This is a genomic window from Pseudomonas sp. KK4, assembly GCF_001984065.1.
Taxonomy (GTDB): Bacteria; Pseudomonadota; Gammaproteobacteria; order Pseudomonadales; family Pseudomonadaceae; genus Aquipseudomonas.
In genome coordinates this window covers 25,181-50,599 of the sequence record NZ_LYVP01000036.1, presented here as the reverse complement: position 1 = coordinate 50,599, position 25,419 = coordinate 25,181, and the positions used below count along the sequence as shown (strand labels likewise).

Here is a 25,419-nt window from a genome sequence, read left to right as displayed (position 1 = left end):
GGGGGGGCGCACAAAGCTCGGTATCTCGTTCCCATCCGGTGATGAGGTACGGCAGGATAAAAAAAACCTGCGACGAGAGCGCAGGCTTATTAAATCATGAAGTTATTAGATCGCTATGAAAACTCAAAAATCTTAGGGTACTGAGATGACCTGTAGATTTCACTCATGGCTCAATCTTTTAGTTCATAACTTCCAATTAGATCTTTTGATAATTTCTTGACGTCCAAGAAAGGAAGTATGTACGCGCCCCATGGCCCACGAGAGGTCAATGTAATCACCATTTCCCTCAGGCTTCCTATTAGCAGTTCGGCAATATCTATGACCACCCGTTCTTTTGCCTTGACGGGTAACGCATTATAGTCATCACTTATCTCGAACACGGAGTAGATATGGAGATCAAACTTATACTCCAAGTTTAACTCTTCATGAGATTCATTTTTGATAAAAACACTAGCATGCAGCGTAGAGTCTTCAGAGTCCACGTTGAAAGTGCAGCCGATATCAAATGACCCTTCACCAATCGGCTTTGAGTTATCGTATGAAGAGTTAGCTTCTACGTGAATTTCGGGAAAAATCACCCATTTAGGTACTACAGTAAATCTATCCATGTGCAGTTAACCGCCCAGTGTTGACAGTCCTCTGAGGCGCAGATGCCCAGTATTTCTGCTGTGTCGTAGCTGGCGTAGGTCGCTTGGATGACACAACACCGAGCCACTGAATAGATTCATGAGGGTCGGATAAATGTATGCACAATTTTGAATTTAGTGCCCTGGAAATTTTCACCATTGTTTCGATGGTGAAGTTTGCATCACCCTTAAGGATTTTTGATATATAAGCAGGTGAGCATCCAATGTTACTCGCAAGTGCAGCTTTGCTAATTTTTTCTTTAGTCATGGCCGCGTGAATAGAGATCATAAAATCTTGCTTTGCTGACTCTAGCCAGTAGCCTAAGCGATCCTTGCTTTTAGATTTTAATGCGATATAGCTATTCATGATGATTCTCTTATGCGATGTCTTCGTAAAATAACGGAACTTCTATATTTTGATCTAGTAAACGGAAATACTCTCGCTTAATTTTTGTCGCTGCCGCTTTTTCGGGTGATGGAGTTTTTCTGCCTTTTTTAATAAAACAGTGAGAGCAAATAATGATTTTATTTCCTTTGCCATAAAACCAAATAAGACGCAGGTCGCCTTTGATGAACTCGAAAAGTTTTTCATTTTCATCAATCTCATGGCAGATACCATCATTAAGCATCCTTTGGCCATGCTCGGAAAATTTCGCGAGCATACTCAATAGCCCGTCCATTGATTTCTCGTAGTTCGGGCCCAGCTCCGTCAGTGACTCGATCAGAGGGCAACGAAACTCTTCTGCCCCAGTTTTTTCCTGTGCAGCAGTCACGATCCATTTGGACTCCTCCAGCACCAGTAGCCTCATAAGGTTAACCCATAGGTTAATAACGGTCTACTCGATAAGTGTTTCAGAGACGACGGCATCTCATGAAGACTGGGCTTCTTCCTCCAACGATCTCTCAAGCCGCTCTTCATGAATACCTCCTTGTACGTCACTTTTTTTGTCCGCGGATTTTTACGGTGTAGCTAGAAGCGGTGAATGGCGAAGATATTCAAAACCTCGTCTGGATGGACGTATTCCATCTATCTGACGGGCAGAAAAATTCGTAACTGAATCTCTGGTCAAAACTTCTGAAGCGCCCGCACGACGACGCCAACGATTCGGCAGTCCTCGGTGAACGGCTCAATCCGCCAGGCCGGATTCAGCGGTTTCAGGAAGAGTTTCCCGCCGTCATTGACCAGCTTCTTGAAGGTCGCCTCGTTGCTGTCAGGCAGTTTGGCGATCACCAGCTTGCCTGGGGTTGCCTCGGCTTCGGTGTCCACCAGAATCAGCGTGCCCTCTGTGATGCTTTGCCCGACTGGTGAGGTCATCGAGTCGCCTTTGACCTCGAGCCAGAACGCTGGGCCCTTCGAGTCGTATTCCGAGAATTCGTAGCGATCTGAAAAGCCGGCCGGGTAGGGCTCGACCGCTTCGGCCCAGGCGCCCGCGGCAACCCAGCTGATAACCGGATAGCGGAAGGATTCTACGGGCTGACGGGCTTCGCTGACATTTGATTCTGAGGCTTCACGCTCACCTCCCTCGCCGATCGCAAGCCATTCAGGTCTGAACCCGGTCGCTTTTGCCAGTGCGTAAAGGTTCTCGGGCCGAAGGCTTTTGCTTTCCCCCGAAATCCATTGAGTGACGGCCGAATTTGCGACGCCGCAAAGCGCCGCGATTTCGCCTTTCTTTTTCCCGCTGAGCTTGATGGCTCGTGCAATACGTTCGTGTCTTTCCATGGACCCAATATTAAGTTAACTGAATTTAAGCATGCAGTAGTCGCAAAACCACGTTGACTCATTAAATTAAGCATGCTGAAATTGCGTAAAGCTCGAACGAGGATGCGCAATGAATACGCATGAAGTAGCCGAATTCTTCGGCAACAAAACAAAACTGGCACTGGCGCTGGGCATCCGTCCGAGCGCAGTGACCATGTGGGGGGAAACCATTCCCGAATCCCGTCAGTACCAAATCCAAGTCCTTTCCAAGGGCAAGTTCAAGGCGATCAAAAAAGAGCAGGCCGCCTAACTCAATTTTGCTCGCCTCGACGCGAGCAAGACGGTTGCGCGCTCAAAGCCGCGTAACTCATCAGAGCAAAGCCGAACTCGCAGAGGGTCAGCGATCCGCTCGAACGCAGGCCACAGCCTGAGTTGAGACGACAGGGGAAGGGTGGAGGCCAAGGCCACCACCAAGCAGCAAAGGGCGGCTATCTCGCCTTGTAATTCGGAATGAGTGGTCATGGATAAGTCCCTGATCAGTTGATGACCAGATCATCGCTTTGTTGGCGTAACGCCACCACGGAAACAAATTTGAGGTTTTACGAATGGAAGATTTTCTGCGGGCCTGCCAAAGCGCTGTTCTGGATAACGAGGCCAAAGCACTGGCGGCAAAGATGGGCGTTGCGCACGTTGGCCTGCTCCAGCGTGCCAACCCCGATAACGATGCTCACCACCTGACCGTGGAGCACTTGTTCGGGATCTTGCTGCACACCGGTGACATGCGGCCTCTGGCAGCGCTCGCAAATGAATTTGGTTTCGACCTGGTCGCCAAGTCTGCTCCCCAGCCTCAGGCACTCACCAAATCGCTCATCAATGTCGGCAAGGAAGTGGCCGATTTGACTATCGCCGTGCACGAAGCGCTCGGCGACGACCATGTCAGCACCTTCGAAAAATCCTTGATTCGCCAAGAGATCAACCATGTCCGGCAAAGCCTGGACGTGATGGATGCATCGGTGAAGGCCGCCTGAATCCCAGGCACAAAAAAGCCGGGATTGCGCCCCGGCTAATTCGATACCACTCAATGAGGCGGATTATGCAGAGCCAACCCAATTCAAGCAATACCCCGAACCATGTCGCGACACGTTTTGTGAATTCTGAAAACGTGTCGCGTACCACGATGTCTTCCCGCGAGATCGCAAACGTAACCGGTAAGCGTCACGACAACGTGAAGCGGGACATCCTCGCAATGCTCAAAGACCTGAAAGTAGATGCACTCACTTTTGAGGACATCTATCTGGACGGGCGCAATCGCGAACAGGTGCAATACCTGCTTGATCGTGAACACACCGACTGCCTACTCACTGGCTACAGCGCACCGATGCGCATGAAGGTGATTCGCCGGTGGCGCGAGCTTGAACAGCAGCAGGGCGCCCGCGAACAGGTCCTGCTCAATGGCACAAAGGTCGTCGGCGAGATCGCCATCATGGAGTGCTTCACGCGCCTGCTGAAGCCCGCCCCCTCCTGCCAGATGGCAATGCTGACGAAGATCGCCCAGAACAACGGCCTGGACCCGAAGTTTCTCCCAGGCTACGCCGTCGACGCTGCGCCAGATGCTGCCGGCGGCAGCTCGATGCCCACAAAGTCAGCCACGGCCCTCTTGAAAGACCATGGGATTCGCTACGCGCCGGCGGCGTTCAATCGCGCCCTCGCAGCCAAGGGATTTCTCAAGCAACTGCAGCGCAAAAACTCCAAGCAGGAAACCGTCGACTTCTGGTCCGTGACCGAAAAGGGCATGGCCTTCGGCAAGAACCTCACCAGTCCTCAATCCCCCCGCGAGACGCAGCCTCACTGGTACGTCGATCGCTTCCTCGAACTGGCCAAACTGGTCGGGAAGGCCTGATATGCAATTCACCGTCACGATCAACCAGGTGAAGGCGCTGGAGTGGGGGCTGAACTCCCAGCAGGCCCTGCTGTTCGCCTTCGTCTATGGCTGCCCGAGTTGGACCAAGCCAATCAAGACGGACGATGGGATCTTCTTCGCGCTGAGCAAGGCCAAGATCATCGAGGAGCTGCCGCTGCTCACTGACAAGCCGGACACCGCTTACCGCATGTTGAAGGCCCTGGAAGAGGCCGGCTTGATTGAGCTTTCCAGCACCTCGAACATCACGCTGTTCCGCCTGACCGAGAAGGCGATCGAGTGGAATCAGAAGCTTGATGGGTCGGAAAAATATCCGACCCCTCCAGAGAGCAAGGGTCGGAAAAAAATCCGATCTACCTCGGAAAAAAATCCGAGCAAGGTCGGAGAAAAATCCGAGCAAGGGTCGGAAAAATCTCCGACAAATCAGGATACCAATTATCAGGGTACCAATCAGGATACCAGTCAGGACTTGCAAGACGGCCCGGACAAGCCGGCCCGCAACCTGGTGCTGGTGGTTGATCGCACCGACGGTCCCCGCGTCGAGATTCCCGCTGACATGCCAGGCCCCAAAGACCAGTCCTGTAAAACCTTCAAGGCCTGGGCGAACTACGCCATGGCCTACCGCAAACGCTACAGCACCTGGCCGGTGTGGAACGCAAAAGTCGGTGGTCAGCTCGGCCAACTCGTCGACCGCCTCGGTGCCGATGTCGCCCATCACGTCGCGGCTCACTTCCTGAAAACCAGCGATGCCGCCGTCCTTCGCAAGTGCCACAGCCTCAACGAGCTGCTGGCCAACGCCGAGAGCTATCACACCCAGTGGGTGACTGGTCAGCGCATCAACGGTGCCACCGCGCGCCAGTTGGAGCGCACTGAAGCGAACGCATCGGCAGCCGAGCAGGCAGCCCAGATGGTTCTGGCCAAGCGCCAGGCGGGGGCACGCAATGAATACCTTTGAGATGAATGACCAGCAGGTTGCCGGCCTGGCGGCAGCGATCTGCGCCACCGCTGAGGCCATGGGCCAGGAGATGAACCCAGGTACTGCGGCAATGATGGCTGAAGACCTGTGCGCTTATTCCGTGCCTGTCGTGAAGGCTGCGCTGAAAGCCTGCCGCTTTGAGGTGAAAGGCAGGCTGGCCATGGCCGACATCCTGCAACGCGTTCAGGCCGCCGATGGCCGCCCGGGCAAAGACGAAGCCTGGGCGATCGCCATGACCACGAATGACGAGTTCGAAACAGTGGTGCTGACCGACGAAATTCAACTGGCGCTGGCCGCCGCGAAACCTGTCCTCGATGCTGGCGATAAGGTCGGCGCGCGCATGGCTTTCAACAGTGCCTACGAGCGTCTGGTCGGCCAGGCGCGGGAGGACAACAAGCAGGTCAACTGGCACGTGTCTGTCGGCTTCGACGCCAATCGCCGAGTGCAGGCAATCAGCAAGGCCGCGCAGATGCAGCGGATCCCCCAAGAGCGCGCCCAGCAATATCTGGCAGATCTGAGTGTCCAGCCAGTCACCGAGGATGGCCGGGCGCTGGCGGGTTTGATCACCGGCACCGTAACCCGGCCGGCGCCGAAGTTGCGCGCCAAGCTCGCGGCCGTGAAGGATTCGATGCTCGCCATGCGGAGAGCGTCGGCCGAGAAAAAAACAGAACTGCGCATCCAGGCAGCCAACGAGCTGGCTGATCGCCGGGCACTGCTGGTTCAACAGGCCGAACAATTGGAAGCAGGGAGGGCGGCGCAGTGACCATCGACAAACAAAAACTCCAGAAGCTGCTGTGGAGTGAAGTGGCTTCCTGGAAAGCTGACTGCGCGGAGTGGAAGCAGAACGCTGAGGCGCTGGGTGACTTTCTCGGGGAGAAGACCGTGGAGGAGGTGGCGCTTGAGCTGCTGGCCGAGAACGAGCGCCTGAGGACTTTGCGTAGCACAACCGAGCGTGATCTTGCGCAAGAGCTTGAGGTTTGGAAGCACGGCCCGTCCTGCTGGAATTGCGGAGACACCGGTGACGTGTATGACATGGTCGGCGAATGGCGCGGCCAATGCGACTGCAATGCAGCCAAGTTGATTGATGTTTCCAGCGAGCGCGACCAGCTCAAGGCCGAGAACGAGGCGCTGCGCAAGGCTCTGAGCGATCTCGTAAGCGGTGATGTAGGTCAGTCGGTCCAGTGGAACCTGTCGAGCGGGCAGGGTGCCGAAACCGCAGACGGCAAAGCATGGTTGGCTGCTGCCGCCATGGGCAAGGGAGAGCAGTTATGACCGACAAAATCAGCGTCAACTGCCAGGCCAGGCTTACCCAGGCAATCACCCAGCTGACCACCATGTTCCGCGAGAAGAGGTTCGTCGTGGTATCGCTACGCCCGGGCAAGGACCGCACGCTCGACCAGAACCGTCTGTGGTTTGCGATGTACAAACGCATCGCTGAGATGACCCAGATCGGCGACGAAGCGGACGCCCGCCGGTACTGCAAGTTGCACATCGGCGTGCAGATCCTGCTGAACGAGGATGCCGGGTTTCAGGCGGAGTGGTATCGGATCATGCGCCATCTGCCCTACGAAACGAAGCTGGACATGATGGGCGAGTGCCACCTGTTCGGGCCGGACGGATTCCCGGTGACCAGCCTGTTCAACCGTGCCCAGGGCATTGCCTACACCGACCGCATCGTCGCGCGCTTCGCACCGCAGGGCGTGTACTTCGATGACCTTCTGAGTCAGGAGGCTGCATGAGTCTCACAGCAAGGAAGCCCCGCCCGAAGAAATGCCGAGTCGAAACCTGCAGGGCCTCATTCGTCCCGCAGCGCCTGGGTCAGGCAGTTTGCAGCCCGGCCTGCGCAATGATCGATGCGCCCAAGAACCAGGAGAAGGCGCGCAAGGCGATAGATCAGCGCGAGCGCCGCGAGATCAAGGTCCGCAAGGAAAAACTCAAGAGCAGGGCAGAACACCTGCGCGAGGCCCAGGCCGCGGTGAACGAGTATGTGCGCCTGCGTGATGCTCATCTGCCTTGCATCAGCTGCGACTCGCTGCCCAACGACCATGACTTAATCACTGGCAGTCGCTGGGACGCTGGGCATTACCGCTCCGTGGGTGCCTGTCCGGAGCTGCGATTCGAGGCGCTGAACATCCACCGGCAGTGCGTGAAGTGCAACCGCAACCTTTCCGGCAATGCCGTGGAGTATCGCATCCGCCTGGTGCAGCGCATCGGCGCGGACAAGGTGGCGTGGATTGAAGGGCCTCACCCGGCCTGCAAATACACCGTCGAAGAGATCAAAGCCATCAAGGCCGATTACCGAGTAAAAATAAAAGAGCTGAAGGGGAGAGCGGCATGACATATCGAAACGTGGTATCCGCAGTTGTCCGGGCGCTCGCCGCCGAAACCATTAACTCCGCCGGCGGTTGCGATTTTGAGCCCAAGGTGCAGTGCGCCAGGCAGAAGGGAGAGATTGTCGGCAAGGAAGCAGCGTTTCTTACTGACTGCTGGGTGTTTGGCCGGCTGCACAAATCGCTGTCACCAGCGCACTGGCGGGCCTTAGTCGCGAAGTACTCCACGCATGACGAGCGCAAGCATGGGGCAATACTTGAGCTGATCAAGAAGGCACAGTCGCCGGCGCCGCAACGGTTCCGTGAATGCGCGGTGCTGACGTGGGCAATTCCGCAGGTGGCAGGCGTAGAGGGTAAGCGGTCGGCCGCGGTGCTCCCGGCCGCGTGGTACGACATCACCAACTGGGGCAACGATGGCAAGCCCGAGTCGACTCGGTACCGATGGCGCTCGAACATCCGCAAGGCACTCGACGACCAGGTGAACGAGGCGCTAATAGCTGCTCAAGAGCTGCTGGATTCAGAAGGCCTGATCGAAAGTTGCGCGGCGTAGCAAATAGCCATTGCAATGAGTGAGAAAGTGAGAGAGGATTTACCCATCCTGTCGATCTTGCGCGTAAGGGATTGACACTGAAAACCCGGCCACCCTGCCGGGTTTTTTATTGCCTCGATTTTTTTGGTAGAGCGGTCAGGGTTGCCTGTAACCAGTGGCTTATTGCTCCTATAAGTTAACTGAGTGATGATGTTTTTCTGATATCAACTAGGTTTCGACATGCGCAGACTAATTAGTTTCGCGGTAATTGCCCTGACAACAGCATCTCTCACGGGCTGCCTTGGGCCGGTAGAGTTTATCAATATGGGGCAGGAAGCTTCGTCAGGCACCGAAACGCCTGAGAGCGTGGGGATGGCGCCTGCCAATTACCGAGGAAGAAGCTGCCTTGCGCTTGCCGTGGAAAGAGAGAAATCTCAAGATTTAGCCGTCTATGTAGGCGAGCATCAGAACTACGTCAGAAAGCATGCGCAGTGGGCCGTCACGTCGATCGAGCAAGTTGAGCGCGAGACTGGTTGTTTGCCGGGTGCTACTTCTACTCAAGTAGCGGCGATGGATGTTGTGATCAGGGAGCCTTCCGCGGCGAAGGAACTACAATCCAGGATGCCACCCGGTGCGGATGAGTATATCAAGGGAGGCGGGAGGGTCTCACCGGGCTCTACTTTCGCAGCGCCAAATAAGACTGCGGCCGCGCAGGTTGCTGGAGTACCGTCAGCAGAGCCTTTGCAAGGAGCATCCTCGATATCAGCGCAGGTACCACAGCAGACATCTAAGGCTCAATGGATAGCAAATGAGACTGCTGCGAAATACCAGGGGCGGTCCTGCGAGTATCTGCAGCTAGCGATGGCAGTTAGTGTGCGGGCAGAGGCGTCAACTGATACGGATGTGAGGTCTTTAGCGTCAGCCAAGAAAAAATCTGTGGGCGAAGTGCTGGCGACCCGGTCTTGTCCAGCACCTGTCCCATTTTTAGCTGGACGCCTCGGCGCAAAAGTTAGCCCTATTGATCCCATTAAAGCCGCCCGCCTAGGAATGCCCTTGGCGGGGGCGTCGGTAGAACAAGTGATTCCTGGAAGCTCAGCCTCGCGTGCTGGGCTAATGTTTGCCGATGTGGTGGTGGCAGTGGACGACATTAACGTTGGGGACGACGTAGATTTTCTAGTGGCGCTCAACAAGATTCCGACTGGATCTACTGTGGTGCTAAAAATCTCCCGGAACGGCGCATTTGGGTTTTTACCGGTAGTCCTGGGCCAGCCAGTCCAGTGATGAAAAGTTGGCTTCCAAATTGCGCGCATCCAGCAATTATTTCGTGGTGGTCACGGTCAAGCCTGCGCCCGATAGTCTCGTCCTGAGTCCCTGCTAAATACGCCTGGTAGCAATAGAAAAAGCCCGGACATGCGCGCCGGGCTTTTTTGTACCTCGGAGGAAAGCCCCTACCCAAGTTGGTGTTTTCCCGAATGTATTTTTGCGTGGTAGAGCAATGGCAGATCGTCGGGCTCATAACCCGAAGGTCGATGGTTCGAATCCATCCCTCGCAACCAGTTTTCACCTGTAGCCAGGGCAGCCTTCGGGACGGCCTGGACGTCGATAGCCGGATAGTGCGACGTACGGAATCAACACCGGCAGCCCGTGCACTCTGACCTCACACGCTTGTGGAGTGGTGCGAGACTGGAACAGCGAGATCGATGCAGAAAGGGCGTCGACGCTGCGAAGGTCTTTGGCGGACAGCGCGGAAAGACGCGCGCACCTATTTCAAGGCCTCGCATGAGCGGGGCTTTTTTCGTTTTCGGCTCCACCACACCCATCGCGCTGAGCTGGGAGTGATGCTGGGGCTGATTCAAATCAAGTCATGCCAACGGAGTCGAGCGCATGGAGTATTTGCAGCGCCTGCTCGACAATCTCGACAGGTTTGGATTGCTGATCGCTGGCTTCACTGGCGCCGTCATTGCCAGCTGGTGGCACAAGGACGACCTGACAGACTGGCGCGCCTGGGCGATCTTTCTGATTACCGGTGTCGCCTGCTCCTGGTACCTGACGAGCATGGTCAGCACCTACCTGGGTGTGAGCGAGCCGAGAATCGTCGCGGGCATCGGCTTCCTGCTGGGCACCTTCGGTGGTTCGCTTCTGGCAGCCATCAACCGCGCCATCAAAGCCGCTGACCTCTGGGCGCTCATCCGCCAGCGGTTCGGGGGAGGCAATCCACCATGAATCTTGAACTGATCAACTCCATCGCCTGCGGCTTGATTGCCTTGTGGGCGACCTGGTGTGTCCTGAGCGGCCGGGTGCGAGACGGAATCCTTGGCAAGCTGATCTATTCAGCGATCGCCATCAGCGGTTTCGTCGTGATGACCCGCAACCAGAACATCTTCTTCGGCCCGACGACTGCTGGCCTGACTTTGCACGTGTCCCTGGCCCTTGCCGGCCTGCGCCACATCTTCATGGTTATCTGGTGGCAGCAGGTGAAGGCCTGGCTTTGCAGGACGTTGAATTGCGAACACTGCATGCGCTGCGACAAGCCCCCTGGTGGTATTGAGCGCCGGAAATCATAGGTCGCGACACGTTTCGCGAGACGGCAAATTGTGTCGCGACATTGGAGTGAGCATGACCAACATCACCCGCCTGCATCACGCGCTACCGCTGAGCCCTGCCATCAACAACGCGGTCAAGGAACTGGACGGCGCGATCGCCAAGGCAATTGACGCTGCTAAGGCTGCAGGCCTGCCTCAAGGCCTGGTCGTATCCATCTTGCACGGGCATGCCCACGCACAGACCCTCAGCATGATTAAATCATGAGCTAGCCCATGCTACAGCGGCGGAGTAGCCCATCTTGGCCCCGATACCGAGCGCCTTTTCTGTTAGCGATTTGACAGAGCTTAAAACGCCGTCTCTCGCAGCATCTTGGAGCTGAGCCCCAATGCTGGCACCGCTCAAACTGTCTGGCGTCTTCAGAATCTCCAAGCCTTTTGCCGAAAGAACACAGTTTTTGAAAACACCAGCGAGTTCGGCCATATCGTCCTGTTTTTCAGACCAGATATAGCCGGCCTGGATTAGCCAAGACATCGTGAATTTGAAAATGGCCAATTGATGAAAATATCGCTTATCCCAGCCGTCAACCGTTGGATCTATTGGGGAAGAGTTCGCAGCAATTCTCGGCTCGATAAGTATACGTATTGGGAAATTTTGATATAGCTCGGCAAATATCAAGCCAACGGCATTATCAAATTCGTCAATGTTAGATTCTGCCATGTGGAATTCCTGAGAATCGATCGAACATTAAGGTGTGCCGCAGGTAAGTGCGGCACGGATGGATCACTTAGCTTTGACCTTCAGCGCTTCCTGGATCTGGTCGGCGTAGCCAGAAAGGCTTTTCAGCTCCGCTTCAAGGTTTACAACGGCATTTGACGCAGCATATGCAGCGATCATCTCAAGAGCAGCCCCAACCGCCATTGCACGCTGAATCTCGGGAGGCTGTCCGCGATATGTATGCGCTGCGATGTTACCGATGTTCTTAATCCCTTCAGCCATGATGCAATCTCCTTTGAGTTGATTCCTACCAATACCGGCATCCTGCCACTATTTCAAGTATCAGAGAATTCCAATGACAACCAAGCAACCCAACTGGGAGGCAATCGAACGAGCCTACCGGGCCGGGGCGCTTTCGATCAGAACCATTGCTGATCGAAACAACGTCAGCGATACCGCGATTCGCAAGAAGGCCAGGGCCCTTGGATGGGCGAGAGACCTTTCCGAGCAAGTCCGCAAAGAGGTTCGCAATAAGCTGGTTCGCGGCGAGGTTCGCGATGATCAATGTGCGAACCCCGAGCGGGACGCCGAGATCATCGAAGAGGCAGCGGAGGAGGGCGCGACGGTTGTTCGCAGTCATCGCAGAGACATTCGCAAAGCCACGAACCTTGCGAACCTGCTGATGGATGATCTGCTCACTACGATCAAGCGACGCGAGGAGATCGAAGACGCCATTACTGACGAAACGGCCGACGATGAGAGCGGCTTGCGTCGTGGCTCGATGCTGGCAGCGGTCGCCCTGCCCAGCAACGCCAAAACCCTTTTCCAATTGTCCTCGGCGATGAAAAACCTGCAGGTGCTCGAGCGCACGGCATTCGGCCTTGATGACAAGGAGCAGTCGAAAGACTCCGACGAACTTTCGCAATTGATGGACGAACTATCGAAGGACGCCTGACATGAAGCCCGAGCACATGAAGCTGCTCCGGGATCGATTCTGGCGACTGAACAACCTCTACTTCATCACCGACAAGCAGGGGAAGAAGGTCCGCTTCCGCATGACGCAGGAGCAGATCGATTACTTCCAGGGTATGCACACCCGAAACATCATCCTCAAGGCGCGGCAGCTCGGCTTTACCACCTTGGTCTGCATCGTCCAGCTGGATGCGGCGCTGTTCGAAGCTGCGAAGTGCGCGCTGATCGCCCACACGCTGAACGACGCCAAGCGGCTGTTCCGGGAGAAGGTCAAGTACGCCTATGACAACTTGCCCAAGGAGATCAGGGCAGCCAACCCGGCTCGGAATGACGCTGCCGGAGAGTTGGTGTTCAGCAAGGGCGGCTCGCTCTATGTCTCGACTTCATTCCGTGGCGGCACGCTGCGTTACCTGCACGTTTCCGAGTTCGGGAAGATCTGCGCCAAATTCCCACACAAGGCGCGGGAGATCGTCACCGGCGCCTTCGAGGCCGTGGCCGCTGAATGCTTCGTCACCATCGAGTCGACAGCAGAGGGCCGGGCCGGGTACTTCTTCGATTACAGCCAGTCTGCCGAGAGGCAACAAATGGCCGGCGTGCCCCTGGGCCTGCTGGACTGGAAGTTCTTTTTCTTCAGCTGGTGGCGCAACCCGCTTTACTGGCTGGATTCGACCGACGTCGTCATCCCTGACCGGCTGACCAAGTACTTCGACGACCTGGCCGCCAAACACGGCATCGTCACAAACTCAGGCCAGCGCGCCTGGTACAGCGCCAAGGAAAAGACCCTCGGCGAGGACATGAAGCGCGAGTACCCATCGATACCTGCCGAAGCATTTCAGCAGACGATCGAGGGCGCTTACTACGCCAAGCAGTTCACCAAGCTGTACGCGGCCCAGCGCATCGGCAAGCTGCCAGACAACAGCCACTTGCCGGTTCACACGTTCTGGGACATCGGTGTCGGCGACTCCACGGCAATATGGTTCGTCCGGATCGTTGGCGACGAATACCACGTCATCGACTTCTACCAGAACAGCGGGGAAGGCCTGCGGCACTACATGAAGGTGCTCAAGGACCGAGGCTACACCTACGGAGATCACTGGGGCCCGCACGATATCGATAATCGGGAGTTCGGCAGCGATGGCAAGACCCGCCGAGAGCTCGCCCGAGAGGGCTACGAGATCGACGGCCAGCGCTATTCGATGACGTTCCAGGTGGTGCCGAAGCTCGGTATCGACGAAGGCATCGAGCAGGCCCGGGAGATCTTCCCCAAATGCGCTTTCGACGAAGCCAAGTGCGAGGAAGGCATCACCGCCTTGGAGAGTTATCGCAAGGAATGGGACGACAAGCGTGGGTGCTGGAAGGACAAACCCCTACACGATTGGTCGTCTCATCCAGCCGATGCATTCCGGTACTTCGCTGTCGCCCAGAGCGCAAGAAAGCCGGTCAAATCAATCAAAATGGGATTCGCACGCTAATGGCAGACGTCACCTATACCCGCCCGGAGTACGACGCGGCACAGACCCGTTGGCGGCTGGTGCGCGATGTGTGCAAGGGCTCCGAAACGGTCAAAGCCCGCGGCGATGTTTATCTGCCGAAGCCGAATGCGCACGATATCAGCCAGGAGAACGTCGAACGGTACAAGGGGTACAAGCAGCGCGCCGTGTTCTACAACGCCACCGGCCGGACGAAACGCAGCCTGGTGGGCGCGGTGTTCCGCACCTGGCCAACGCTCACCGTCCCCGGGGCTCTCGACTACGTCTCGAAGGACATCGATGGGCAGGGCGTGAGCATCTACCAGCAGTCGCAATCGGTTATCGGGCATTTGCTCGAAGTCGGGCGCCACGGGCTGCTGGTGGACTACGCTGCCGTGAAGGCCGGCACCGTGAGCAAGGCCGACGAGCAGGCAGGCCGTGCTCGGGCGAGCGTTGCCAGCTACCCGGCCGAGTCCATCAGGAACTGGAAGACTCGCAAGGTTGGGGGGCAGCACCTGCTGAGCCTGGTTGTCTTGCGCGAAGAGGTGGACATCGATACCGATGACGGCTTCGGCAGTGAGCGGGTTGTGCATTATCGAGTGCTGCGCCTGGACGACGCCGGCGTTTACACGCAGGAGGTCTGGCAAGAGGGCAGCAGTGAGACGACAATGATCACTCCGCCTTTCACGCCATTGAATGGCCTTGGGCAACCTTGGAAGTTGATCCCGTTCCAGTTCCTCGGCAGCGAGAACAACGACACCAGCATCGACGATTCGCCGCTGTACGACATGGCCGTGCTCAACATCGGCCACTACTGCAACAGTGCGGATTACGAGGATTCGGTGTGGTTCTCCGGACAGCCACAGTTTTGGATTTCCGGGCTTGATGAAGCTTGGCGCGATCACTTGGAAGCGAACGGCATCTATGTCGGCTCTCGGGCGCCGCTGACGCTCCCGGCCAATGGTTCGTGCGGCTTTGCTCAGCCGGAACCGAACACGCTTGTCAAAGAGGCCATGGACGCCAAGAAAGAGGACATGGTGTCCCTCGGCGCCAGACTGATCGAACGGGGCAGCGCGGTGAAAACCGCAACCCAGGCTGACAACGACAGCGCCGCCGAACACAGCGTTCTATCTCTGGTTGTCAGCAACGTCAGTGAGGCATACAGCCAGTGCCTGGTCTGGATGGCCGAGTTCGTGAACGCCACGGGCGAAACCCTCTACAAGCTAAATCAGGACTTCAGCCAGATCACCCTGGACGCGACGATTCTCGCTGCGCTGTTCAATGCGGTGCAGGGCGGCAAGCTGCCGGCCGGGGACTTCTGGCAGTACCTGCGCGATCGCGGTGTCATCGATCCCGAGAAGACCGACGACCAGATCCGAGACGAACTGGAAACCGAGAATCCCGGCCCTGACTTGGATGACGACGAGGTAATCCCGAATGGCGGCAAACCAGGCGATCCTTGATGCCACGATTCGGCACGCCGTCTTCCTCGAACAACTGAAATCCGGGGAGGTTGCGAAGTTCGGGCCTTTCCTCAAGGAGATCGACCGCTCGATACGGGAGCGGCTGACCCGGGCCGACCTCACGGATTACACCGTCGCCCGCCTGGAGCGGTTGCTGAGCGAAGTCGACAGCCTGCTGCTGGGCATCTTCGACCGGTACAGCGAGAAGCTGAACCTCGACCTGGTGGATATCGCCAACTACGAGGCCGAGTTTGAAGCGACCAGTTTGACCCGGGCGGCGCCGGTGGGTGTTTCGTTCGACGCCGCGGTGCCAGGTGCTGCTGCAATCAGGGCAGCCATCCTCACCAATCCACTCAGCGTGCGTGGTGCGGATGGCGGGAAGTTGCTCGAATCATTCATTGAGGGATTCACCAGCACCGAGCGGCAACGCCTCACTGGCGCGATCCGGCAGGGTTTCTTCGAGGGCCAGACCAACTTCCAGATCATCAAGAACATTCGCGGCACCAAGGCGCTGAAGTACAACGACGGAATCCTGGCCACGACCAACCGGAACGCCGGTGCGATCGTTCGAACGGCTGTGCAGCACGTTGCCACCCAGGCGCGCATGGAGACGCTGAAAGAGAACTCCGATGTCGTGCAGTCGGTGGAGTGGGTCAGCACCCTGGACACGAAGACGACCAGCCAGTGCCGGACGCTCGACAAGCGCCGGTTCAAGCTCTCCGAGGGGCCGCGGCCGCCGATCCACATCAACTGTCGTTCGACGGTGGTTGCGGTGACGCGCTTCAGTGCGTTGTTCGCCGAGGGCGCCACCCGGGCATCCATCGGTGATGGCGGCGCGCAGCAGGTGAGGGCGGACCTCAGCTACTACGACTGGCTCAAGCAACAACCGGCAGCTTTTCAGGACAGGGCTATCGGCCGGGTCCGGGCGAAGCTGTTCCGTGAAGGCGGGCTGAGTGTCGAGCGCTTTGCTGAGCTGCAGCTTGATCGCAATTTTGCACCGTTGACTCTGGTTCAAATGCGCGCTCTTGAGCCGCTGGCCTTTGAAAGGGCAGGAATCAAATGAGCCGAGAAGCAATGACTAGATGAGTATCACTTCCTTGAGTTAGTCTCTTCTCTCAACTCAGGAGGGCGTATGGACGAACAAGATTTGGATCAGGATGACGAGATGGAGGTTGATCGGCCATGTGCCAATGACCATGGCGCAGTTGGTTCGGTGGAGCGTCTTACTGACAAAGGCAAACAGTGGTTCTGCATTGATTGCGACCTAGAGGGTCGCTACGACTGATCCGCAAGTTGTGTAAAACACGCTTAAAGAGCCCTGGCATCCGCCGGGGCTTTTTTATACACGAAATTTAAATAGGCCTCGTCAATGACGGGGCTTTTTCATATCTGCGGGCCGGGCCTGCAAATCGTCTCTGGGAGACAAACAAATGGGTTTGAAATATCAGCTGGACACTCTTGATGGTCTCGATGACTCCGTTAAGTCGCTCTACACCGAGAAGGACGGCAAGTTCGTACTCGGCATTGAGGGTCTGCCGCAGCCCGAAGATGTCTCGGGCTTGAAATCCAAGGTTCAGGAACTGCTGGATGAGAAGAAAGCTGCCGACAAGGCGCGCAAGGATGCCGAGGAACAAGCCCGCCTCGATCGCGAGGAAGCCGCTCGCAAATCCGGCAACGTCGAAGAACTCGAACGATCCTGGACTGAGAAATACAACCGCCGCGAAGCTGAGCTGAACGGCATGTTGGAGCAGGAGCGTGGAACGCTGAGCGGACAGATCCGGGATCTGACCGTTGGCCGTACCGCTACTGATATCGCGTCTGCACTGGCAATTCCAGGCAGCGCCAAAGCCCTGTTGCCGCACATCGAGCGCCGCCTTGGCGTCGAGCAGCGCGACGGGAAGCCTGTTGTGGTCGTCCTCGATCCGCAGGGCAAGCTCTCGGCGGCAACGCTGGATGAGCTGAAAGCAGAATTCGCAAACGACACGGCGTTCGCCCCGTTGATCGCGGGTAGCAAGGCATCGGGCGGCGGGGCTGCTGGTGCTGGAGGTGGCGGCGGGGCCGCAAAAGGAAAAATCGGCGGCACCAAAGAGGAACGCACGGCCGCAATCGCGAGCCGGTTCCCGGATCTCCCTCAATCGTAAGGAATAACTCATGTCCCTGTCGCAAATGCAGGTTTTCAACGAATACATCATGCCGGCGACTCTCGAGACGCTGGATCAGTATCTCGCCGCTTTCAACGCCGCAAGCCGCGGTGCAATCGTGCTGTCCCCGGACGGCTTCACGGGCGACTTCCTTCAAGAGTCGTTCTTCCAGACCCTGGCGGCTGCCCAGCGCCGTGTGGATCGCTACAGCGCAAACGCCACTGTCGCAGCGACCGACCTGACCGAGCTGAAGAACACTTCGGTGAAGGTAGCCGGCGGCTTCGGTCCGATCCGCTACGAGCCATCGCAGATGACCTGGCTGGAGCGCCCAACTGCTCAGGGAGTCGAAGTGGCGAGCCGCGCGTTCGCTGAGATCCTGCTCAAGGACCAGCTGAACACTGCAATCGCCGCACTGGTGGCCGCGATCACCGCCCAGGCAGCCGCTGTCAACGACGTGTCGGCTACCGCAGGCATCACCTACGCCGGTCTGAACAACGCCCATGCGAAGTTTGGCGACGCGAGCCAGAACTTGGTCACCCAGGTGATGCAGGGCACCAGCTATCACAAGTTGGTCGGTCAGAACCTGGCAAACCAGCAGCAGCTGTTCCAGGCGGGCAACGTTCGCGTCGTGGACATCCTCGGCAAGATTTCCGTGGTGACTGACGCGCCGGCACTGATGCAGGCCGGGACCCCGAATAAGGAGATCATCCTTTCTCTGGTGCAGGGCGCGGCGCTGGTGCACGACGGTCGCGACATCATCAGCAACGTCCAGACCACCAACGGCAAGGAGCGTATCGAAACCACGCTCCAGACCGACTACACCTTTGGCCTGGGCCTGAAGGGCTACACCTGGGACACCACCACCGGCGGCAAGTCGCCAACCGACGCCGAACTGGCAACCGGTACCAACTGGGACAAGACCGCCACCAGCATCAAGCACACCGCCGGTGTGGCTCTGATCGGTGACGCCTCCAAGTAACCCCGTGATGTCCAAGCCGGGACGTGTGCCCGGCTTGACGGAGATCCAATCATGAGCAACAAAATCTGGTATCTGCCCGGACCGTTTCACCAGTACCGGGAAGACGTGAAGGCGCTGGCAAAGGCACACGGCCTGCGAATCATCGATGCGAACATCACTGAAAGTCGCGAAGGAGAGGCCGATGATGTGCCGGAGGTGACGGTGCGGCAGGTTGAATCGGCACCGGTGCTGCTGATCGCCGATAGTGGTGATCACAGTGCGCTGCAGGAGCTGATTGACAAGTTGAATGCTGAACGCGATGGCATCGTGCTGCTGATCGAAGCCGCCGAAGGTCTGACTGAACTGGAACACCCAGGCGCCGGCGAACTGCCGATCCGCTTGTTCGGTGCGCTGAAAGCCATTCATGAAGGTTTCGAAACCCTCACGGGTGAACGTGACAACTTGGCGGGCGAGGTTGAATCTCTCCGCGCTGAAGTCGAACGCCTCAAGGTGGCAGCGGATCCCGTCGACAATGCCGAGAAGATCGCGAACCTCAAAGCGCAACTCGACGCTGCCAATGTGACGTATCGGGCGAATGCTTCGGTAGAATCGCTGGAAAAGGCAGTTGCCGATCTGCCCAAGGCGTAACACTTCGGGCTCCGGGTTACCGGCGCCTGATGTCCAAAAACACAGCGAGTTGACACATGGCACTGATCATTGAGGACGGCACCGGGAAGTCTGATGCCGAAAGCTACGCATCTGCCGAGGACCTGGCCCTGTATGCCGTGAAGTTCGGCGTGGCCATCCCTGCGGACGTGCCTGCGCAGGAAGCGCTGCTGCGTCGAGCCGCCTTGGCGATGGACGGCATGACCTGGAAAGGTCGCAAAATGAACAGCGAGCAGGGCTTGTCCTGGCCCCGCAAGGAAGTACTGCTGGATCAGGAGATAAAGCCCGACAACTACCTGCCGGCGCGAATCCAATATGGGCAGATGGCGCTGGCCGCCGAGATTCACCAGGACGACATTGACCCGGTCGAGAAGCGTAAAGGCGCGATCACCCTGGAGCGTGTCGAAGGGGCGGTGACTCGGGAATACGCCACGATCCCCAACACCAGCGGTCGACTGCTGCCGGCGGCGCCTGGTCGGCCGAGCGCCACGCAGTTTGCCGACTATCTCCAGAAGCGGGGGCTTTTCGCCGTCCGCGCATAGCTGATACGGAGCCATCATGGCCTTCTACGAGGAAATGGCCGTGATGGCTCTGGAGATGATCACAGAGTTCGGCCAGCCCGTGACCATTCGGGCAATTACTGTCGGCGAGTACAACCCGGAAACTGGTACCGCACCGCCGGACACCATCACTGAGCAGACTGCCCAGGGCATCCTGCTTGACTTCACAGGCCAAGAATTCCAGAACAACAGCCTGATAAAGCAGGGCGACAAGAAGCTCAAGATCGCCGCGCAGGGGCTCGAGTGGGCGCCTGACCTGCTGAACAAAATCATCGTTCAAGGCCGCACCTGGTCAATCGTCCCGCCGCTGAAAGAGATCAATCCCGCCGGCACGCCAATTCTGTATGAGCTGCAGGTGCGATCTTGAGCCGGGCCGGCGCCGGACAATCCGGCAGCTTCGCCCTGAGCCTTGCCGAGTTCGCAGCCCAGGCCACCGAAGCCATCGACGCCAGCCTGCGCGATATCATTATCGAGGTCGGCAGTAGCGTCATCCGCATGTCGCCGGTGGGTAACCCGGAGATCTGGGCGCAGAACACCGTGGCCCGCCAGTACAACAAGGCCGTTGACGATCACAACAGCAGCCTGCGCAGCGATCCGGACAACCTGACGAAAGCGGGTCGACTCAAGCCAGGCCGCAAGCTGAACGACGGGATGGATATCGTTGCACCAGAAGGCTATGTCGGTGGGCGGTTCCGGGCCAACTGGCACCTTTCGATTGATGTCGTTGAGAACGTCACGTTTGACGAGGTTGACCCGGGTGGAGACGAGACGATTGCCGCGTTGGTTTCAGCCGTGAGCGACTTCACTGCTGGGCAGACTGCCTACCTCATCAACAATCTGCCGTACGCGATTCCGCTGGAGTTCGGCCATTCGACCCAGGCTCCCGGCGGCATGGTCCGCATCACCGTGGCCCGCTTCCAGCAGATCGTGCTGGAGGCCATCAGGAACAACCAGGTATGAGCCACAACATTATTGCCTCGATTTACGAGGCCAGGCTGATCAGCTGGGCGAAAGCATTGCCGGTTCCGTTGAAGGTCGTCGTCGAGAACGAGGCCTATACACCTGTGAACGGCGCGACCTACCTGAAGGCGTTCACTTTGCCGGCCGATACCACGAGCAATGCGCTCGCTGGTGACCACAAGCTGTTCACTGGAGTGTTTCAGGTCAGCATCGTGACACCATCGGGCAATTTTCGCGGCGCGGCCGGCGCGATCGCCGACCAGATTGCCGCGCTGTTCCCTCTGTACGAACGAATCACGAAGGGTACGCTCACCGTGGTGACCATGAGCCCGGTAGACCCAGGCCCCGGTATTCCGGACGACACCACCTTCACTGTACCTGTGTCGTTCCAGTACCGAGCCGACGCCAACTAAACCCGCCCGTTGGGCAACCCGGAACCCGCTATCGAGCGGGTTTTGTCATTTCTGCAAAGAGGAAACCCCATGAGCGTCAAGATTCCCAACGGCACTACCTTCGAGATCGCGGCCACCCTCAGCCTTGCGAAATCGTTCACCGCCATCAGCAACGCCAAACCGGCGGTGCTCACCGCAGCCGCGCACGGTCTGACCGATGGCGACGTGATCGTCATCGAATCGGCCTGGGCGAAGCTGAACGGCCGCCCGGCGCGCGTCATCGACTCCGACACCGGCGAGTTCGCGGCGGAAGGCATCGATACCACCAGCGTGAAGAATTACCCGGCTGGCTCCGGCGCCGGCAAGGTTCGCGAGGCGTCGGGCTGGACGCAGATCTCGCAAATCACCGAGCCAGCGGCGAACGGCGGCGAGCAGCAGTTCCTTACCTACGGTTTCCTCGAGGACGACGATGACCGTCAGCTGCCGACCACGAAATCGGCCAGCAGCATGACCCTGCCGGTAGCGGATGATCCATCCCAGGCATACGTCGCACTCGTTGAAGCGGCCGACGAAGACAAAGAGCCGCGCCTGATCCGCGCAAATCTCCCGGGCGGCGCAACGATCTACTACTACGCCTATGTGTCGATCACCGCGACCCCGACGTTGAGCCGCAACAACATCATGACGCGGACCATCACTCTTTCGTTCGCCTCCCGCCCAACCCGCTACAACGCCTAAGGGGTTCCCATGCCGAAGTTTTCCATTGCGCCGAAGCCGACGTTCACCGTCGATGTGGCGATCCCCCAAGTTGGCGGCAAGCCGGCAATGGTGCCGTTCACGTTCAAATACCGTGACCGCACGGCTCTGGCTGAACTGTTCGACACCTGGAAAGAAAGGGCAGAAGCCATCGGTGAGCGCTTCAAGGGGACTGAGCCGACGCTTTCTGAAATTACCGCCGCAGAGGTTGAGCAGGGCGTCGACCAGATCAAGGACCTGGTCGTGTCATGGGGTTTCACCGACAAGCTCAGCGATGAATCCATCACTGCCCTGGTGAAGAGCTGCATCGGCGTATCGGATGCCGTGGTGAAGGCCTACAGCGAAGCATTCGGCAAGGCCCGCTTGGGAAACTGACCGCCGCCGCCCGTGCGCTCTATGAGTCCGAAGGATCGGCGGAGCAGATGGCCTTGTTCGGCTTCTCGCCGGAGGACTACGACGAAACCGTCGAAGTCTGGCCAGACAACTGGCCATCCTTTCTCGTCATGGATGCGATGGGCACCCAGTGGCGCACTGGCGCATGCGGCGCTACCGGGCTCGATTATGGCGTTCTGCCTAATGTGATGAAGCTCGTCGGCATCCCGGCGAAGGATTGCCCCGGCGTCTTCCACGATATCCGTGCGATGGAAACGGAAGCCCTCTCTGTTATGGCGGAAGCCCGCGACAACAGCCCGTGAGAACGGGCACTTACTCAAGGTGAGTCGATGAACATTGCAGAACTCGGCATCAAGGTCGATTCGGCTGATGCCGCCAACGCTGCGACCGATCTCGACAAGCTGACCAAGGCTGGTGATCGCGCTGAGCAGTCCGCCGTCGGCCTGATGAACGAAATGCAGGCGCTGGAGAAGTCGCTGTCGAAAGGCGCGACCACCACGCAGGAACTGGCCAAGCAGCGCGAGAACCTGGCGAAGCTGACCAAAACCGGTGCGTACGGCGAGGCTGAGTTCACCAAGATCACCGCGCAACTGGATAAGCAGCAAGCGGCGCTGGCGAAGTCGACGCTGGATGAACAGAAAGCGCTGAACAGCCTGCTGGGCGCAATCGACCCGGCGAAGGCGGCGCTGGCCAAGCTGGACAAACAGGTTGAGGACCTGGGCAAGCATCTGGATGCCGGCCGCATTAGCCAGGATGAGTTCACTTCCGCGCTGGGCAAGATCGACAAGGACTACGCGAAGCTCGAAAAAACGGCGACCGGCTTCGATAAGCTGAAGCTGGGCACCCGCCAGGCTCAGGAAAACGTCGTTCAGCTGGGAAATGCGCTGTCCTCCGGCGACTGGGGGAGTGGCGTGCGTGCGGTGGCTCAATTGGGGGCGGGCGCTGGCGCATCAGCTGCCGGTCTTCTTGCCATTTTGGCGCCGATTGCGCTTGTCACCGCCGCGGTGGGCGCGCTCGCCTATTCCTACTACAAAGGCAGCGAAGAACAGGATGCCTACAGCAAAGGATTGATTCTCACCGGCAACTCGGCTGGGGTGAGCGCCGGGCAACTTAGCGAAATGGCGCGCCAGGTCAGCGCTACCGTGGGTACGACCGGCCAGGCCGCTGAAGTTCTGGCGCTGCTGGCAGGCAATGGCAAGATCGCCGGCGACAGCTTCGCAGGTATCGCCCAGGCCGCAGTGTCGATGCAGGAAGCGACCGGCAAAGCTGTGAGCGAAACGGTCGCCGAATTTTCGAAACTGGCAGACGACCCGGTCAAAGCGTCTGCAGCACTCAATGAGCAGTACCACTACCTCACGGCATCGGTTTACTCGCAGATCGCCGCACTGGAGAAACAGGGCGACCACGCTGGCGCGGTCAAGCTGGCAACTGAGCAATACGCCGACGCCATCAACGAGCGCACACCAAAGATTCTCGAAAACCTGAGCTTCTGGGAAAGGGCCTATAACGCCGTTGCGCGGGCCGCTGACTCACTGAAAAACGCAGGTCGTCGCGACATTGATTCGGAGATCGAGAGCGCGAAGGCTGGCCTTCTCGAAGCCGAGAACATGGACGGCCTGTTTCAAAGCAAAAAGTCCAAGGATGCGTTGATCGAATTCAGGCGCAATCGCTTGAACATGCTGGAGGATGAAAAGGCAGCGCAGGCCGATATCGCCAAATGGGATGGCGAGCAGGCGAAAGCCCAAGGTGATGCTGTTGTTGCCATGGGCAAAGTGGATGCGCTGACCAAATCCGCATACACCAGCGAGCAAAAGCGCGCGGAGGCACTCAAGGAATACAAAAAGCAGCTCGACGACATTCGCAAGGTCGCTCCGACGGATCCCCGGCTGAACCAGGCGGCCATCGATAAGAACATTGCGAACATCAACGAGCAGTTCAAGGACCCCAAGGCGCCGGCCGGCAGCGTCGACACCACCGGTTTCAACAACGCGAAGAACGCACTGGCCGAAACCCTGGCCTACTACAAAAACGCCGACAAGGAGTTGGAAGCATCCCAGCGCGCCGGCGTGATCAGCCAGGCCAGTTACACCGAGCAGCGCATCAGCCTGTTGAAGCAGCAGGCCGACGAAGTTGCCCAGGGCTACCAGGCGGAGATCGACGCGCTTGAAGCTGCCAAGGCGAAGAAGGGCACCACTGGTGCCCAGATCATCCAGATTGATCAGAAGATCGCCGACGCCCGAACCGCCATGGTCAAGGCTCAACAGGACAGCGACAGCGAACTGGCGGTCATTGCGACGAACGAAGAAGGGCGACTGCGTAAGCAGACGTTGGCCGTCAATACGTACACCAGCGCCTTGCAGCAACAGGTCGACACGCTTCGGCAGCAGGGCCTGCGCGCCGCATCGAGCCTCGGCCAGGGTGACCGGCAGCGTGCGCTGACTGATCAGCAGAACGGGATCGACGACCGCTTTAACCAGCAGCGGCTGGAATTAGCCAACCAATATGGCGACGGCTCGCGTGGCATGAGCCTCGACGAGTACACCCAGAAGCTGGCCGCACTGAAGGCCACCCAGCAGGACCTGCACGATACTGTGCAATCTAACTACGACGACATGACCGCTGCCCAGGGCGACTGGAGCGCTGGCGCGTCGTCGGCGTGGCAGAACTACTTGGAATCGGCTCGGGATGTCGCCGGGCAGACGAAGAGCCTTTTCACCAACGCGTTCAGCTCGATGGAGGACGCGATCGTCAACTTCGCCATGACCGGCAAGCTGTCGTTTGCGGACTTCACGAAGTCGATCCTGGCGGACATGGCGCGCATTGCCACACGACAAGCCAGTTCTGCACTGCTCGGTAGTCTGGTCGGTGCGGCTACCGGCTACTTCACCGGCGGCAGCGGCAATGGTCTCGCCTCTGGTTCTGCTGGCGCCGTCTCTTCGAATGCCGGCGCTTCTCAGGCCGGCTATACCAATGTCGACTTCTCGGGCTACCGCGCAGCCGGCGGTCCTGTGGCGGCAAACTCCCTGTATGAGGTCAACGAACTCGGTCCGGAGCTCTACAGCGAGGGTGGCCGGTCGTTCCTCATGACTGGCGCGAATGGCGGCAGCGTTACTCCGCTCACATCTGGGGCCAACCTTGCCGCAATGGGCGGTGGGAGCGCCGGCGGCGCGGCGCAGATCAATGTCCAGGTGATGGTGGCCAGCGACGGATCGACCAGCTCCACTACCGATGATCCGGCCTACCAGCAGTTCGGTAAGGACCTGGCCGACTTCGTCGATCAGCGTTACCAGAAGCTGGTGGCGGTGGATCTGCGCCAAGGCGGCAAAATCAACCGGGCAATCAAGGGGTGATCT

35 protein-coding genes and 1 tRNA gene are annotated in these 25,419 nt (G+C 58.2%); 30 read left to right on the top strand and 6 right to left on the bottom strand.

All coding sequences use genetic code 11. The features are described 5' to 3' along the window. Positions 1 to 170: 170 nt before the first annotated feature. From B0W55_RS30015 to B0W55_RS14525, 4 genes are all read right to left on the bottom strand, one after another. Positions 171 to 608, bottom strand: a complete 438-nt coding sequence (locus tag B0W55_RS30015) for a hypothetical protein (RefSeq protein WP_139340917.1) — start codon at positions 606 to 608, stop codon at positions 171 to 173. After that, the gene (locus B0W55_RS14535; protein ID WP_077046670.1) at positions 601 to 993 is read right to left on the bottom strand and encodes a helix-turn-helix transcriptional regulator; all 393 of its coding nucleotides are present in this window, start codon (positions 991 to 993) and stop codon (positions 601 to 603) included. Before B0W55_RS14535 ends, B0W55_RS30015 begins: the two co-directional genes overlap by 8 nt. Before the next feature lie 10 nt (positions 994 to 1,003). Further along, positions 1,004 to 1,399: a type II toxin-antitoxin system RelE/ParE family toxin gene (locus B0W55_RS14530; RefSeq protein ID WP_175645509.1), complete on the bottom strand. Its 396-nt coding sequence runs from the start codon at positions 1,397 to 1,399 to the stop codon at positions 1,004 to 1,006. 293 nt (positions 1,400 to 1,692) lie between these two features. After that, complete coding sequence (locus B0W55_RS14525) at positions 1,693 to 2,346, bottom strand: LexA family transcriptional regulator (RefSeq protein ID WP_077046668.1); 654 nt, start codon at positions 2,344 to 2,346, stop codon at positions 1,693 to 1,695. Positions 2,347 to 2,455: 109 nt separating this feature from the next. Here B0W55_RS14525 and B0W55_RS14520 point away from each other — a divergent pair, with 109 nt between their 5' ends. The 14 genes from B0W55_RS14520 to B0W55_RS14455 all read left to right on the top strand — a co-directional run bounded on the left by B0W55_RS14520 (position 2,456) and on the right by B0W55_RS14455 (position 10,886). Next, positions 2,456 to 2,635 (top strand): Cro/CI family transcriptional regulator, encoded by a 180-nt coding sequence (locus B0W55_RS14520; protein ID WP_077046667.1) that lies wholly within the window; start codon positions 2,456 to 2,458, stop codon positions 2,633 to 2,635. A 295-nt stretch (positions 2,636 to 2,930) separates the two neighbouring features. Next, positions 2,931 to 3,353 (top strand): phage regulatory CII family protein, encoded by a 423-nt coding sequence (locus B0W55_RS14515; protein WP_077046666.1) that lies wholly within the window; start codon positions 2,931 to 2,933, stop codon positions 3,351 to 3,353. 149 nt (positions 3,354 to 3,502) lie between these two features. Next, complete coding sequence (locus tag B0W55_RS14510) at positions 3,503 to 4,225, top strand: Rha family transcriptional regulator (protein WP_083743190.1); 723 nt, start codon at positions 3,503 to 3,505, stop codon at positions 4,223 to 4,225. Between the two features lies 1 nt (position 4,226). Beyond that, entirely contained in the window at positions 4,227 to 5,198 is a 972-nt protein-coding gene (locus tag B0W55_RS14505; RefSeq protein WP_077046664.1) for a phage replication protein, read from the top strand. After that, complete coding sequence (locus B0W55_RS14500) at positions 5,185 to 5,982, top strand: hypothetical protein (protein ID WP_077046663.1); 798 nt, start codon at positions 5,185 to 5,187, stop codon at positions 5,980 to 5,982. The genes B0W55_RS14505 and B0W55_RS14500 overlap by 14 nt, the downstream gene beginning before the upstream one ends. Beyond that, on the top strand, positions 5,979 to 6,491 hold the full coding sequence (locus B0W55_RS14495; protein WP_077046662.1) for a hypothetical protein: 513 nt from the start codon (positions 5,979 to 5,981) through the stop codon (positions 6,489 to 6,491). The genes B0W55_RS14500 and B0W55_RS14495 overlap by 4 nt, the downstream gene beginning before the upstream one ends. Continuing rightward, the gene (locus B0W55_RS14490; protein ID WP_077046661.1) at positions 6,488 to 6,958 is read left to right on the top strand and encodes a hypothetical protein; all 471 of its coding nucleotides are present in this window, start codon (positions 6,488 to 6,490) and stop codon (positions 6,956 to 6,958) included. Before B0W55_RS14495 ends, B0W55_RS14490 begins: the two co-directional genes overlap by 4 nt. Beyond that, positions 6,955 to 7,557: a recombination protein NinG gene (locus tag B0W55_RS14485; RefSeq protein WP_077046660.1), complete on the top strand. Its 603-nt coding sequence runs from the start codon at positions 6,955 to 6,957 to the stop codon at positions 7,555 to 7,557. Before B0W55_RS14490 ends, B0W55_RS14485 begins: the two co-directional genes overlap by 4 nt. Further along, complete coding sequence (locus B0W55_RS14480) at positions 7,554 to 8,099, top strand: hypothetical protein (RefSeq protein WP_077046659.1); 546 nt, start codon at positions 7,554 to 7,556, stop codon at positions 8,097 to 8,099. Before B0W55_RS14485 ends, B0W55_RS14480 begins: the two co-directional genes overlap by 4 nt. A 219-nt stretch (positions 8,100 to 8,318) precedes the next feature. Next, a complete protein-coding gene (locus B0W55_RS14475) occupies positions 8,319 to 9,359 on the top strand; it encodes a PDZ domain-containing protein (RefSeq protein ID WP_083743188.1) in 1,041 nt (346 codons plus the stop codon). A 200-nt stretch (positions 9,360 to 9,559) separates the two neighbouring features. Then, positions 9,560 to 9,634: transfer RNA gene (locus tag B0W55_RS14470), tRNA-Met, on the top strand. A gap of 328 nt (positions 9,635 to 9,962) precedes the next feature. Continuing rightward, positions 9,963 to 10,301: an MFS transporter gene (locus tag B0W55_RS14465; protein WP_077046657.1), complete on the top strand. Its 339-nt coding sequence runs from the start codon at positions 9,963 to 9,965 to the stop codon at positions 10,299 to 10,301. After that, positions 10,298 to 10,642, top strand: coding sequence for a hypothetical protein (locus B0W55_RS14460; protein WP_077046656.1), 345 nt, complete (start codon positions 10,298 to 10,300; stop codon positions 10,640 to 10,642). The genes B0W55_RS14465 and B0W55_RS14460 overlap by 4 nt, the downstream gene beginning before the upstream one ends. A 52-nt stretch (positions 10,643 to 10,694) precedes the next feature. Beyond that, positions 10,695 to 10,886 carry a hypothetical protein gene (locus tag B0W55_RS14455; protein ID WP_077046655.1) on the top strand — a complete coding sequence of 64 codons (192 nt, stop codon included), beginning with the start codon at positions 10,695 to 10,697 and terminating at the stop codon, positions 10,884 to 10,886. Here the strand turns inward: B0W55_RS14455 and B0W55_RS14450 are convergent. Continuing rightward, positions 10,881 to 11,339: a hypothetical protein gene (locus B0W55_RS14450; RefSeq protein ID WP_077046654.1), complete on the bottom strand. Its 459-nt coding sequence runs from the start codon at positions 11,337 to 11,339 to the stop codon at positions 10,881 to 10,883. The two genes, B0W55_RS14455 and B0W55_RS14450, sit on opposite strands and share 6 nt — an antisense overlap. Positions 11,340 to 11,402: 63 nt before the next feature. Then, complete coding sequence (locus B0W55_RS14445; RefSeq protein ID WP_077046653.1) at positions 11,403 to 11,618, bottom strand: hypothetical protein; 216 nt, start codon at positions 11,616 to 11,618, stop codon at positions 11,403 to 11,405. 73 nt (positions 11,619 to 11,691) lie between these two features. Between B0W55_RS14445 and B0W55_RS14440 the strand changes: the two genes are divergently transcribed. The 16 genes from B0W55_RS14440 (at position 11,692) to B0W55_RS14370 (ending at position 25,416) form a co-directional block, all read left to right on the top strand. Further along, positions 11,692 to 12,291: a hypothetical protein gene (locus B0W55_RS14440; RefSeq protein ID WP_077046652.1), complete on the top strand. Its 600-nt coding sequence runs from the start codon at positions 11,692 to 11,694 to the stop codon at positions 12,289 to 12,291. A 1-nt stretch (position 12,292) separates the two neighbouring features. Next, a complete protein-coding gene (locus B0W55_RS14435) occupies positions 12,293 to 13,780 on the top strand; it encodes a terminase (protein ID WP_077046651.1) in 1,488 nt (495 codons plus the stop codon). Beyond that, positions 13,780 to 15,240: a DUF4055 domain-containing protein gene (locus tag B0W55_RS14430; RefSeq protein ID WP_077046650.1), complete on the top strand. Its 1,461-nt coding sequence runs from the start codon at positions 13,780 to 13,782 to the stop codon at positions 15,238 to 15,240. The genes B0W55_RS14435 and B0W55_RS14430 overlap by 1 nt, the downstream gene beginning before the upstream one ends. Further along, the gene (locus B0W55_RS14425; RefSeq protein WP_077046649.1) at positions 15,215 to 16,303 is read left to right on the top strand and encodes a minor capsid protein; all 1,089 of its coding nucleotides are present in this window, start codon (positions 15,215 to 15,217) and stop codon (positions 16,301 to 16,303) included. The genes B0W55_RS14430 and B0W55_RS14425 overlap by 26 nt, the downstream gene beginning before the upstream one ends. 69 nt (positions 16,304 to 16,372) lie before the next feature. After that, positions 16,373 to 16,525: a hypothetical protein gene (locus tag B0W55_RS30805; protein ID WP_175645508.1), complete on the top strand. Its 153-nt coding sequence runs from the start codon at positions 16,373 to 16,375 to the stop codon at positions 16,523 to 16,525. 145 nt (positions 16,526 to 16,670) lie between these two features. Then, positions 16,671 to 17,381: a hypothetical protein gene (locus B0W55_RS14420; protein WP_077046648.1), complete on the top strand. Its 711-nt coding sequence runs from the start codon at positions 16,671 to 16,673 to the stop codon at positions 17,379 to 17,381. Between the two features lie 10 nt (positions 17,382 to 17,391). Further along, the gene (locus B0W55_RS14415) at positions 17,392 to 18,360 is read left to right on the top strand and encodes a major capsid protein (RefSeq protein WP_077046647.1); all 969 of its coding nucleotides are present in this window, start codon (positions 17,392 to 17,394) and stop codon (positions 18,358 to 18,360) included. A 51-nt stretch (positions 18,361 to 18,411) separates the two neighbouring features. Then, a complete protein-coding gene (locus B0W55_RS14410; RefSeq protein ID WP_077046646.1) occupies positions 18,412 to 18,987 on the top strand; it encodes a hypothetical protein in 576 nt (191 codons plus the stop codon). A 56-nt stretch (positions 18,988 to 19,043) separates the two neighbouring features. Further along, positions 19,044 to 19,547, top strand: coding sequence for a DnaT-like ssDNA-binding protein (locus tag B0W55_RS14405; RefSeq protein WP_077046645.1), 504 nt, complete (start codon positions 19,044 to 19,046; stop codon positions 19,545 to 19,547). Positions 19,548 to 19,563: 16 nt separating this feature from the next. Further along, positions 19,564 to 19,932, top strand: a complete 369-nt coding sequence (locus B0W55_RS14400) for a hypothetical protein (RefSeq protein ID WP_077046644.1) — start codon at positions 19,564 to 19,566, stop codon at positions 19,930 to 19,932. Continuing rightward, on the top strand, positions 19,929 to 20,525 hold the full coding sequence (locus B0W55_RS14395; protein WP_077046643.1) for a hypothetical protein: 597 nt from the start codon (positions 19,929 to 19,931) through the stop codon (positions 20,523 to 20,525). The genes B0W55_RS14400 and B0W55_RS14395 overlap by 4 nt, the downstream gene beginning before the upstream one ends. After that, the gene (locus B0W55_RS14390; RefSeq protein ID WP_077046642.1) at positions 20,522 to 20,938 is read left to right on the top strand and encodes a phage tail terminator-like protein; all 417 of its coding nucleotides are present in this window, start codon (positions 20,522 to 20,524) and stop codon (positions 20,936 to 20,938) included. The genes B0W55_RS14395 and B0W55_RS14390 overlap by 4 nt, the downstream gene beginning before the upstream one ends. A gap of 69 nt (positions 20,939 to 21,007) precedes the next feature. Next, positions 21,008 to 21,655: a phage tail protein gene (locus B0W55_RS14385; protein ID WP_077046641.1), complete on the top strand. Its 648-nt coding sequence runs from the start codon at positions 21,008 to 21,010 to the stop codon at positions 21,653 to 21,655. A 9-nt stretch (positions 21,656 to 21,664) separates the two neighbouring features. Then, positions 21,665 to 22,048, top strand: coding sequence for a phage tail assembly chaperone (locus B0W55_RS14380; protein ID WP_077046640.1), 384 nt, complete (start codon positions 21,665 to 21,667; stop codon positions 22,046 to 22,048). 47 nt (positions 22,049 to 22,095) lie between these two features. After that, a complete protein-coding gene (locus B0W55_RS14375) occupies positions 22,096 to 22,368 on the top strand; it encodes a DUF1799 domain-containing protein (RefSeq protein WP_077046639.1) in 273 nt (90 codons plus the stop codon). A gap of 27 nt (positions 22,369 to 22,395) precedes the next feature. Then, a complete protein-coding gene (locus B0W55_RS14370) occupies positions 22,396 to 25,416 on the top strand; it encodes a phage tail tape measure protein (RefSeq protein ID WP_077046638.1) in 3,021 nt (1,006 codons plus the stop codon). The last annotated feature ends 3 nt before the right edge of the window (positions 25,417 to 25,419 follow it).

What these genes read in the sequence shown, in the direction of transcription:
- B0W55_RS14510 (WP_083743190.1), top strand. Translation starts at nt 3,503, where the DNA reads ATGTCTTCCCGCGAGATCGCAAACGTAACCGGTAAGCGTCACGACAAC.
- B0W55_RS14390 (WP_077046642.1), top strand. Translation starts at nt 20,522, where the DNA reads ATGAGCCACAACATTATTGCCTCGATTTACGAGGCCAGGCTGATCAGC.
- B0W55_RS14370 (WP_077046638.1), top strand. Translation starts at nt 22,396, where the DNA reads ATGAACATTGCAGAACTCGGCATCAAGGTCGATTCGGCTGATGCCGCC.
- B0W55_RS14505 (WP_077046664.1), top strand. Translation starts at nt 4,227, where the DNA reads ATGCAATTCACCGTCACGATCAACCAGGTGAAGGCGCTGGAGTGGGGG.
- B0W55_RS14445 (WP_077046653.1), bottom strand. Translation starts at nt 11,618, where the DNA reads ATGGCTGAAGGGATTAAGAACATCGGTAACATCGCAGCGCATACATAT.
- B0W55_RS14465 (WP_077046657.1), top strand. Translation starts at nt 9,963, where the DNA reads ATGGAGTATTTGCAGCGCCTGCTCGACAATCTCGACAGGTTTGGATTG.
- B0W55_RS14460 (WP_077046656.1), top strand. Translation starts at nt 10,298, where the DNA reads ATGAATCTTGAACTGATCAACTCCATCGCCTGCGGCTTGATTGCCTTG.
- B0W55_RS14520 (WP_077046667.1), top strand. Translation starts at nt 2,456, where the DNA reads ATGAATACGCATGAAGTAGCCGAATTCTTCGGCAACAAAACAAAACTG.
- B0W55_RS14385 (WP_077046641.1), top strand. Translation starts at nt 21,008, where the DNA reads ATGAGCGTCAAGATTCCCAACGGCACTACCTTCGAGATCGCGGCCACC.
- B0W55_RS14375 (WP_077046639.1), top strand. Translation starts at nt 22,096, where the DNA reads ATGGCCTTGTTCGGCTTCTCGCCGGAGGACTACGACGAAACCGTCGAA.
- B0W55_RS14415 (WP_077046647.1), top strand. Translation starts at nt 17,392, where the DNA reads ATGTCCCTGTCGCAAATGCAGGTTTTCAACGAATACATCATGCCGGCG.
- B0W55_RS30805 (WP_175645508.1), top strand. Translation starts at nt 16,373, where the DNA reads ATGGACGAACAAGATTTGGATCAGGATGACGAGATGGAGGTTGATCGG.
- B0W55_RS14440 (WP_077046652.1), top strand. Translation starts at nt 11,692, where the DNA reads ATGACAACCAAGCAACCCAACTGGGAGGCAATCGAACGAGCCTACCGG.
- B0W55_RS14480 (WP_077046659.1), top strand. Translation starts at nt 7,554, where the DNA reads ATGACATATCGAAACGTGGTATCCGCAGTTGTCCGGGCGCTCGCCGCC.
- B0W55_RS14525 (WP_077046668.1), bottom strand. Translation starts at nt 2,346, where the DNA reads ATGGAAAGACACGAACGTATTGCACGAGCCATCAAGCTCAGCGGGAAA.
- B0W55_RS14535 (WP_077046670.1), bottom strand. Translation starts at nt 993, where the DNA reads ATGAATAGCTATATCGCATTAAAATCTAAAAGCAAGGATCGCTTAGGC.
- B0W55_RS14455 (WP_077046655.1), top strand. Translation starts at nt 10,695, where the DNA reads ATGACCAACATCACCCGCCTGCATCACGCGCTACCGCTGAGCCCTGCC.
- B0W55_RS14515 (WP_077046666.1), top strand. Translation starts at nt 2,931, where the DNA reads ATGGAAGATTTTCTGCGGGCCTGCCAAAGCGCTGTTCTGGATAACGAG.
- B0W55_RS14420 (WP_077046648.1), top strand. Translation starts at nt 16,671, where the DNA reads ATGGGTTTGAAATATCAGCTGGACACTCTTGATGGTCTCGATGACTCC.
- B0W55_RS14430 (WP_077046650.1), top strand. Translation starts at nt 13,780, where the DNA reads ATGGCAGACGTCACCTATACCCGCCCGGAGTACGACGCGGCACAGACC.
- B0W55_RS14380 (WP_077046640.1), top strand. Translation starts at nt 21,665, where the DNA reads ATGCCGAAGTTTTCCATTGCGCCGAAGCCGACGTTCACCGTCGATGTG.
- B0W55_RS14435 (WP_077046651.1), top strand. Translation starts at nt 12,293, where the DNA reads ATGAAGCCCGAGCACATGAAGCTGCTCCGGGATCGATTCTGGCGACTG.
- B0W55_RS14450 (WP_077046654.1), bottom strand. Translation starts at nt 11,339, where the DNA reads ATGGCAGAATCTAACATTGACGAATTTGATAATGCCGTTGGCTTGATA.
- B0W55_RS14500 (WP_077046663.1), top strand. Translation starts at nt 5,185, where the DNA reads ATGAATACCTTTGAGATGAATGACCAGCAGGTTGCCGGCCTGGCGGCA.
- B0W55_RS14405 (WP_077046645.1), top strand. Translation starts at nt 19,044, where the DNA reads ATGGCACTGATCATTGAGGACGGCACCGGGAAGTCTGATGCCGAAAGC.
- B0W55_RS14410 (WP_077046646.1), top strand. Translation starts at nt 18,412, where the DNA reads ATGAGCAACAAAATCTGGTATCTGCCCGGACCGTTTCACCAGTACCGG.
- B0W55_RS14475 (WP_083743188.1), top strand. Translation starts at nt 8,319, where the DNA reads ATGCGCAGACTAATTAGTTTCGCGGTAATTGCCCTGACAACAGCATCT.
- B0W55_RS14485 (WP_077046660.1), top strand. Translation starts at nt 6,955, where the DNA reads ATGAGTCTCACAGCAAGGAAGCCCCGCCCGAAGAAATGCCGAGTCGAA.
- B0W55_RS14400 (WP_077046644.1), top strand. Translation starts at nt 19,564, where the DNA reads ATGGCCTTCTACGAGGAAATGGCCGTGATGGCTCTGGAGATGATCACA.
- B0W55_RS14490 (WP_077046661.1), top strand. Translation starts at nt 6,488, where the DNA reads ATGACCGACAAAATCAGCGTCAACTGCCAGGCCAGGCTTACCCAGGCA.
- B0W55_RS14425 (WP_077046649.1), top strand. Translation starts at nt 15,215, where the DNA reads ATGGCGGCAAACCAGGCGATCCTTGATGCCACGATTCGGCACGCCGTC.
- B0W55_RS30015 (WP_139340917.1), bottom strand. Translation starts at nt 608, where the DNA reads ATGGATAGATTTACTGTAGTACCTAAATGGGTGATTTTTCCCGAAATT.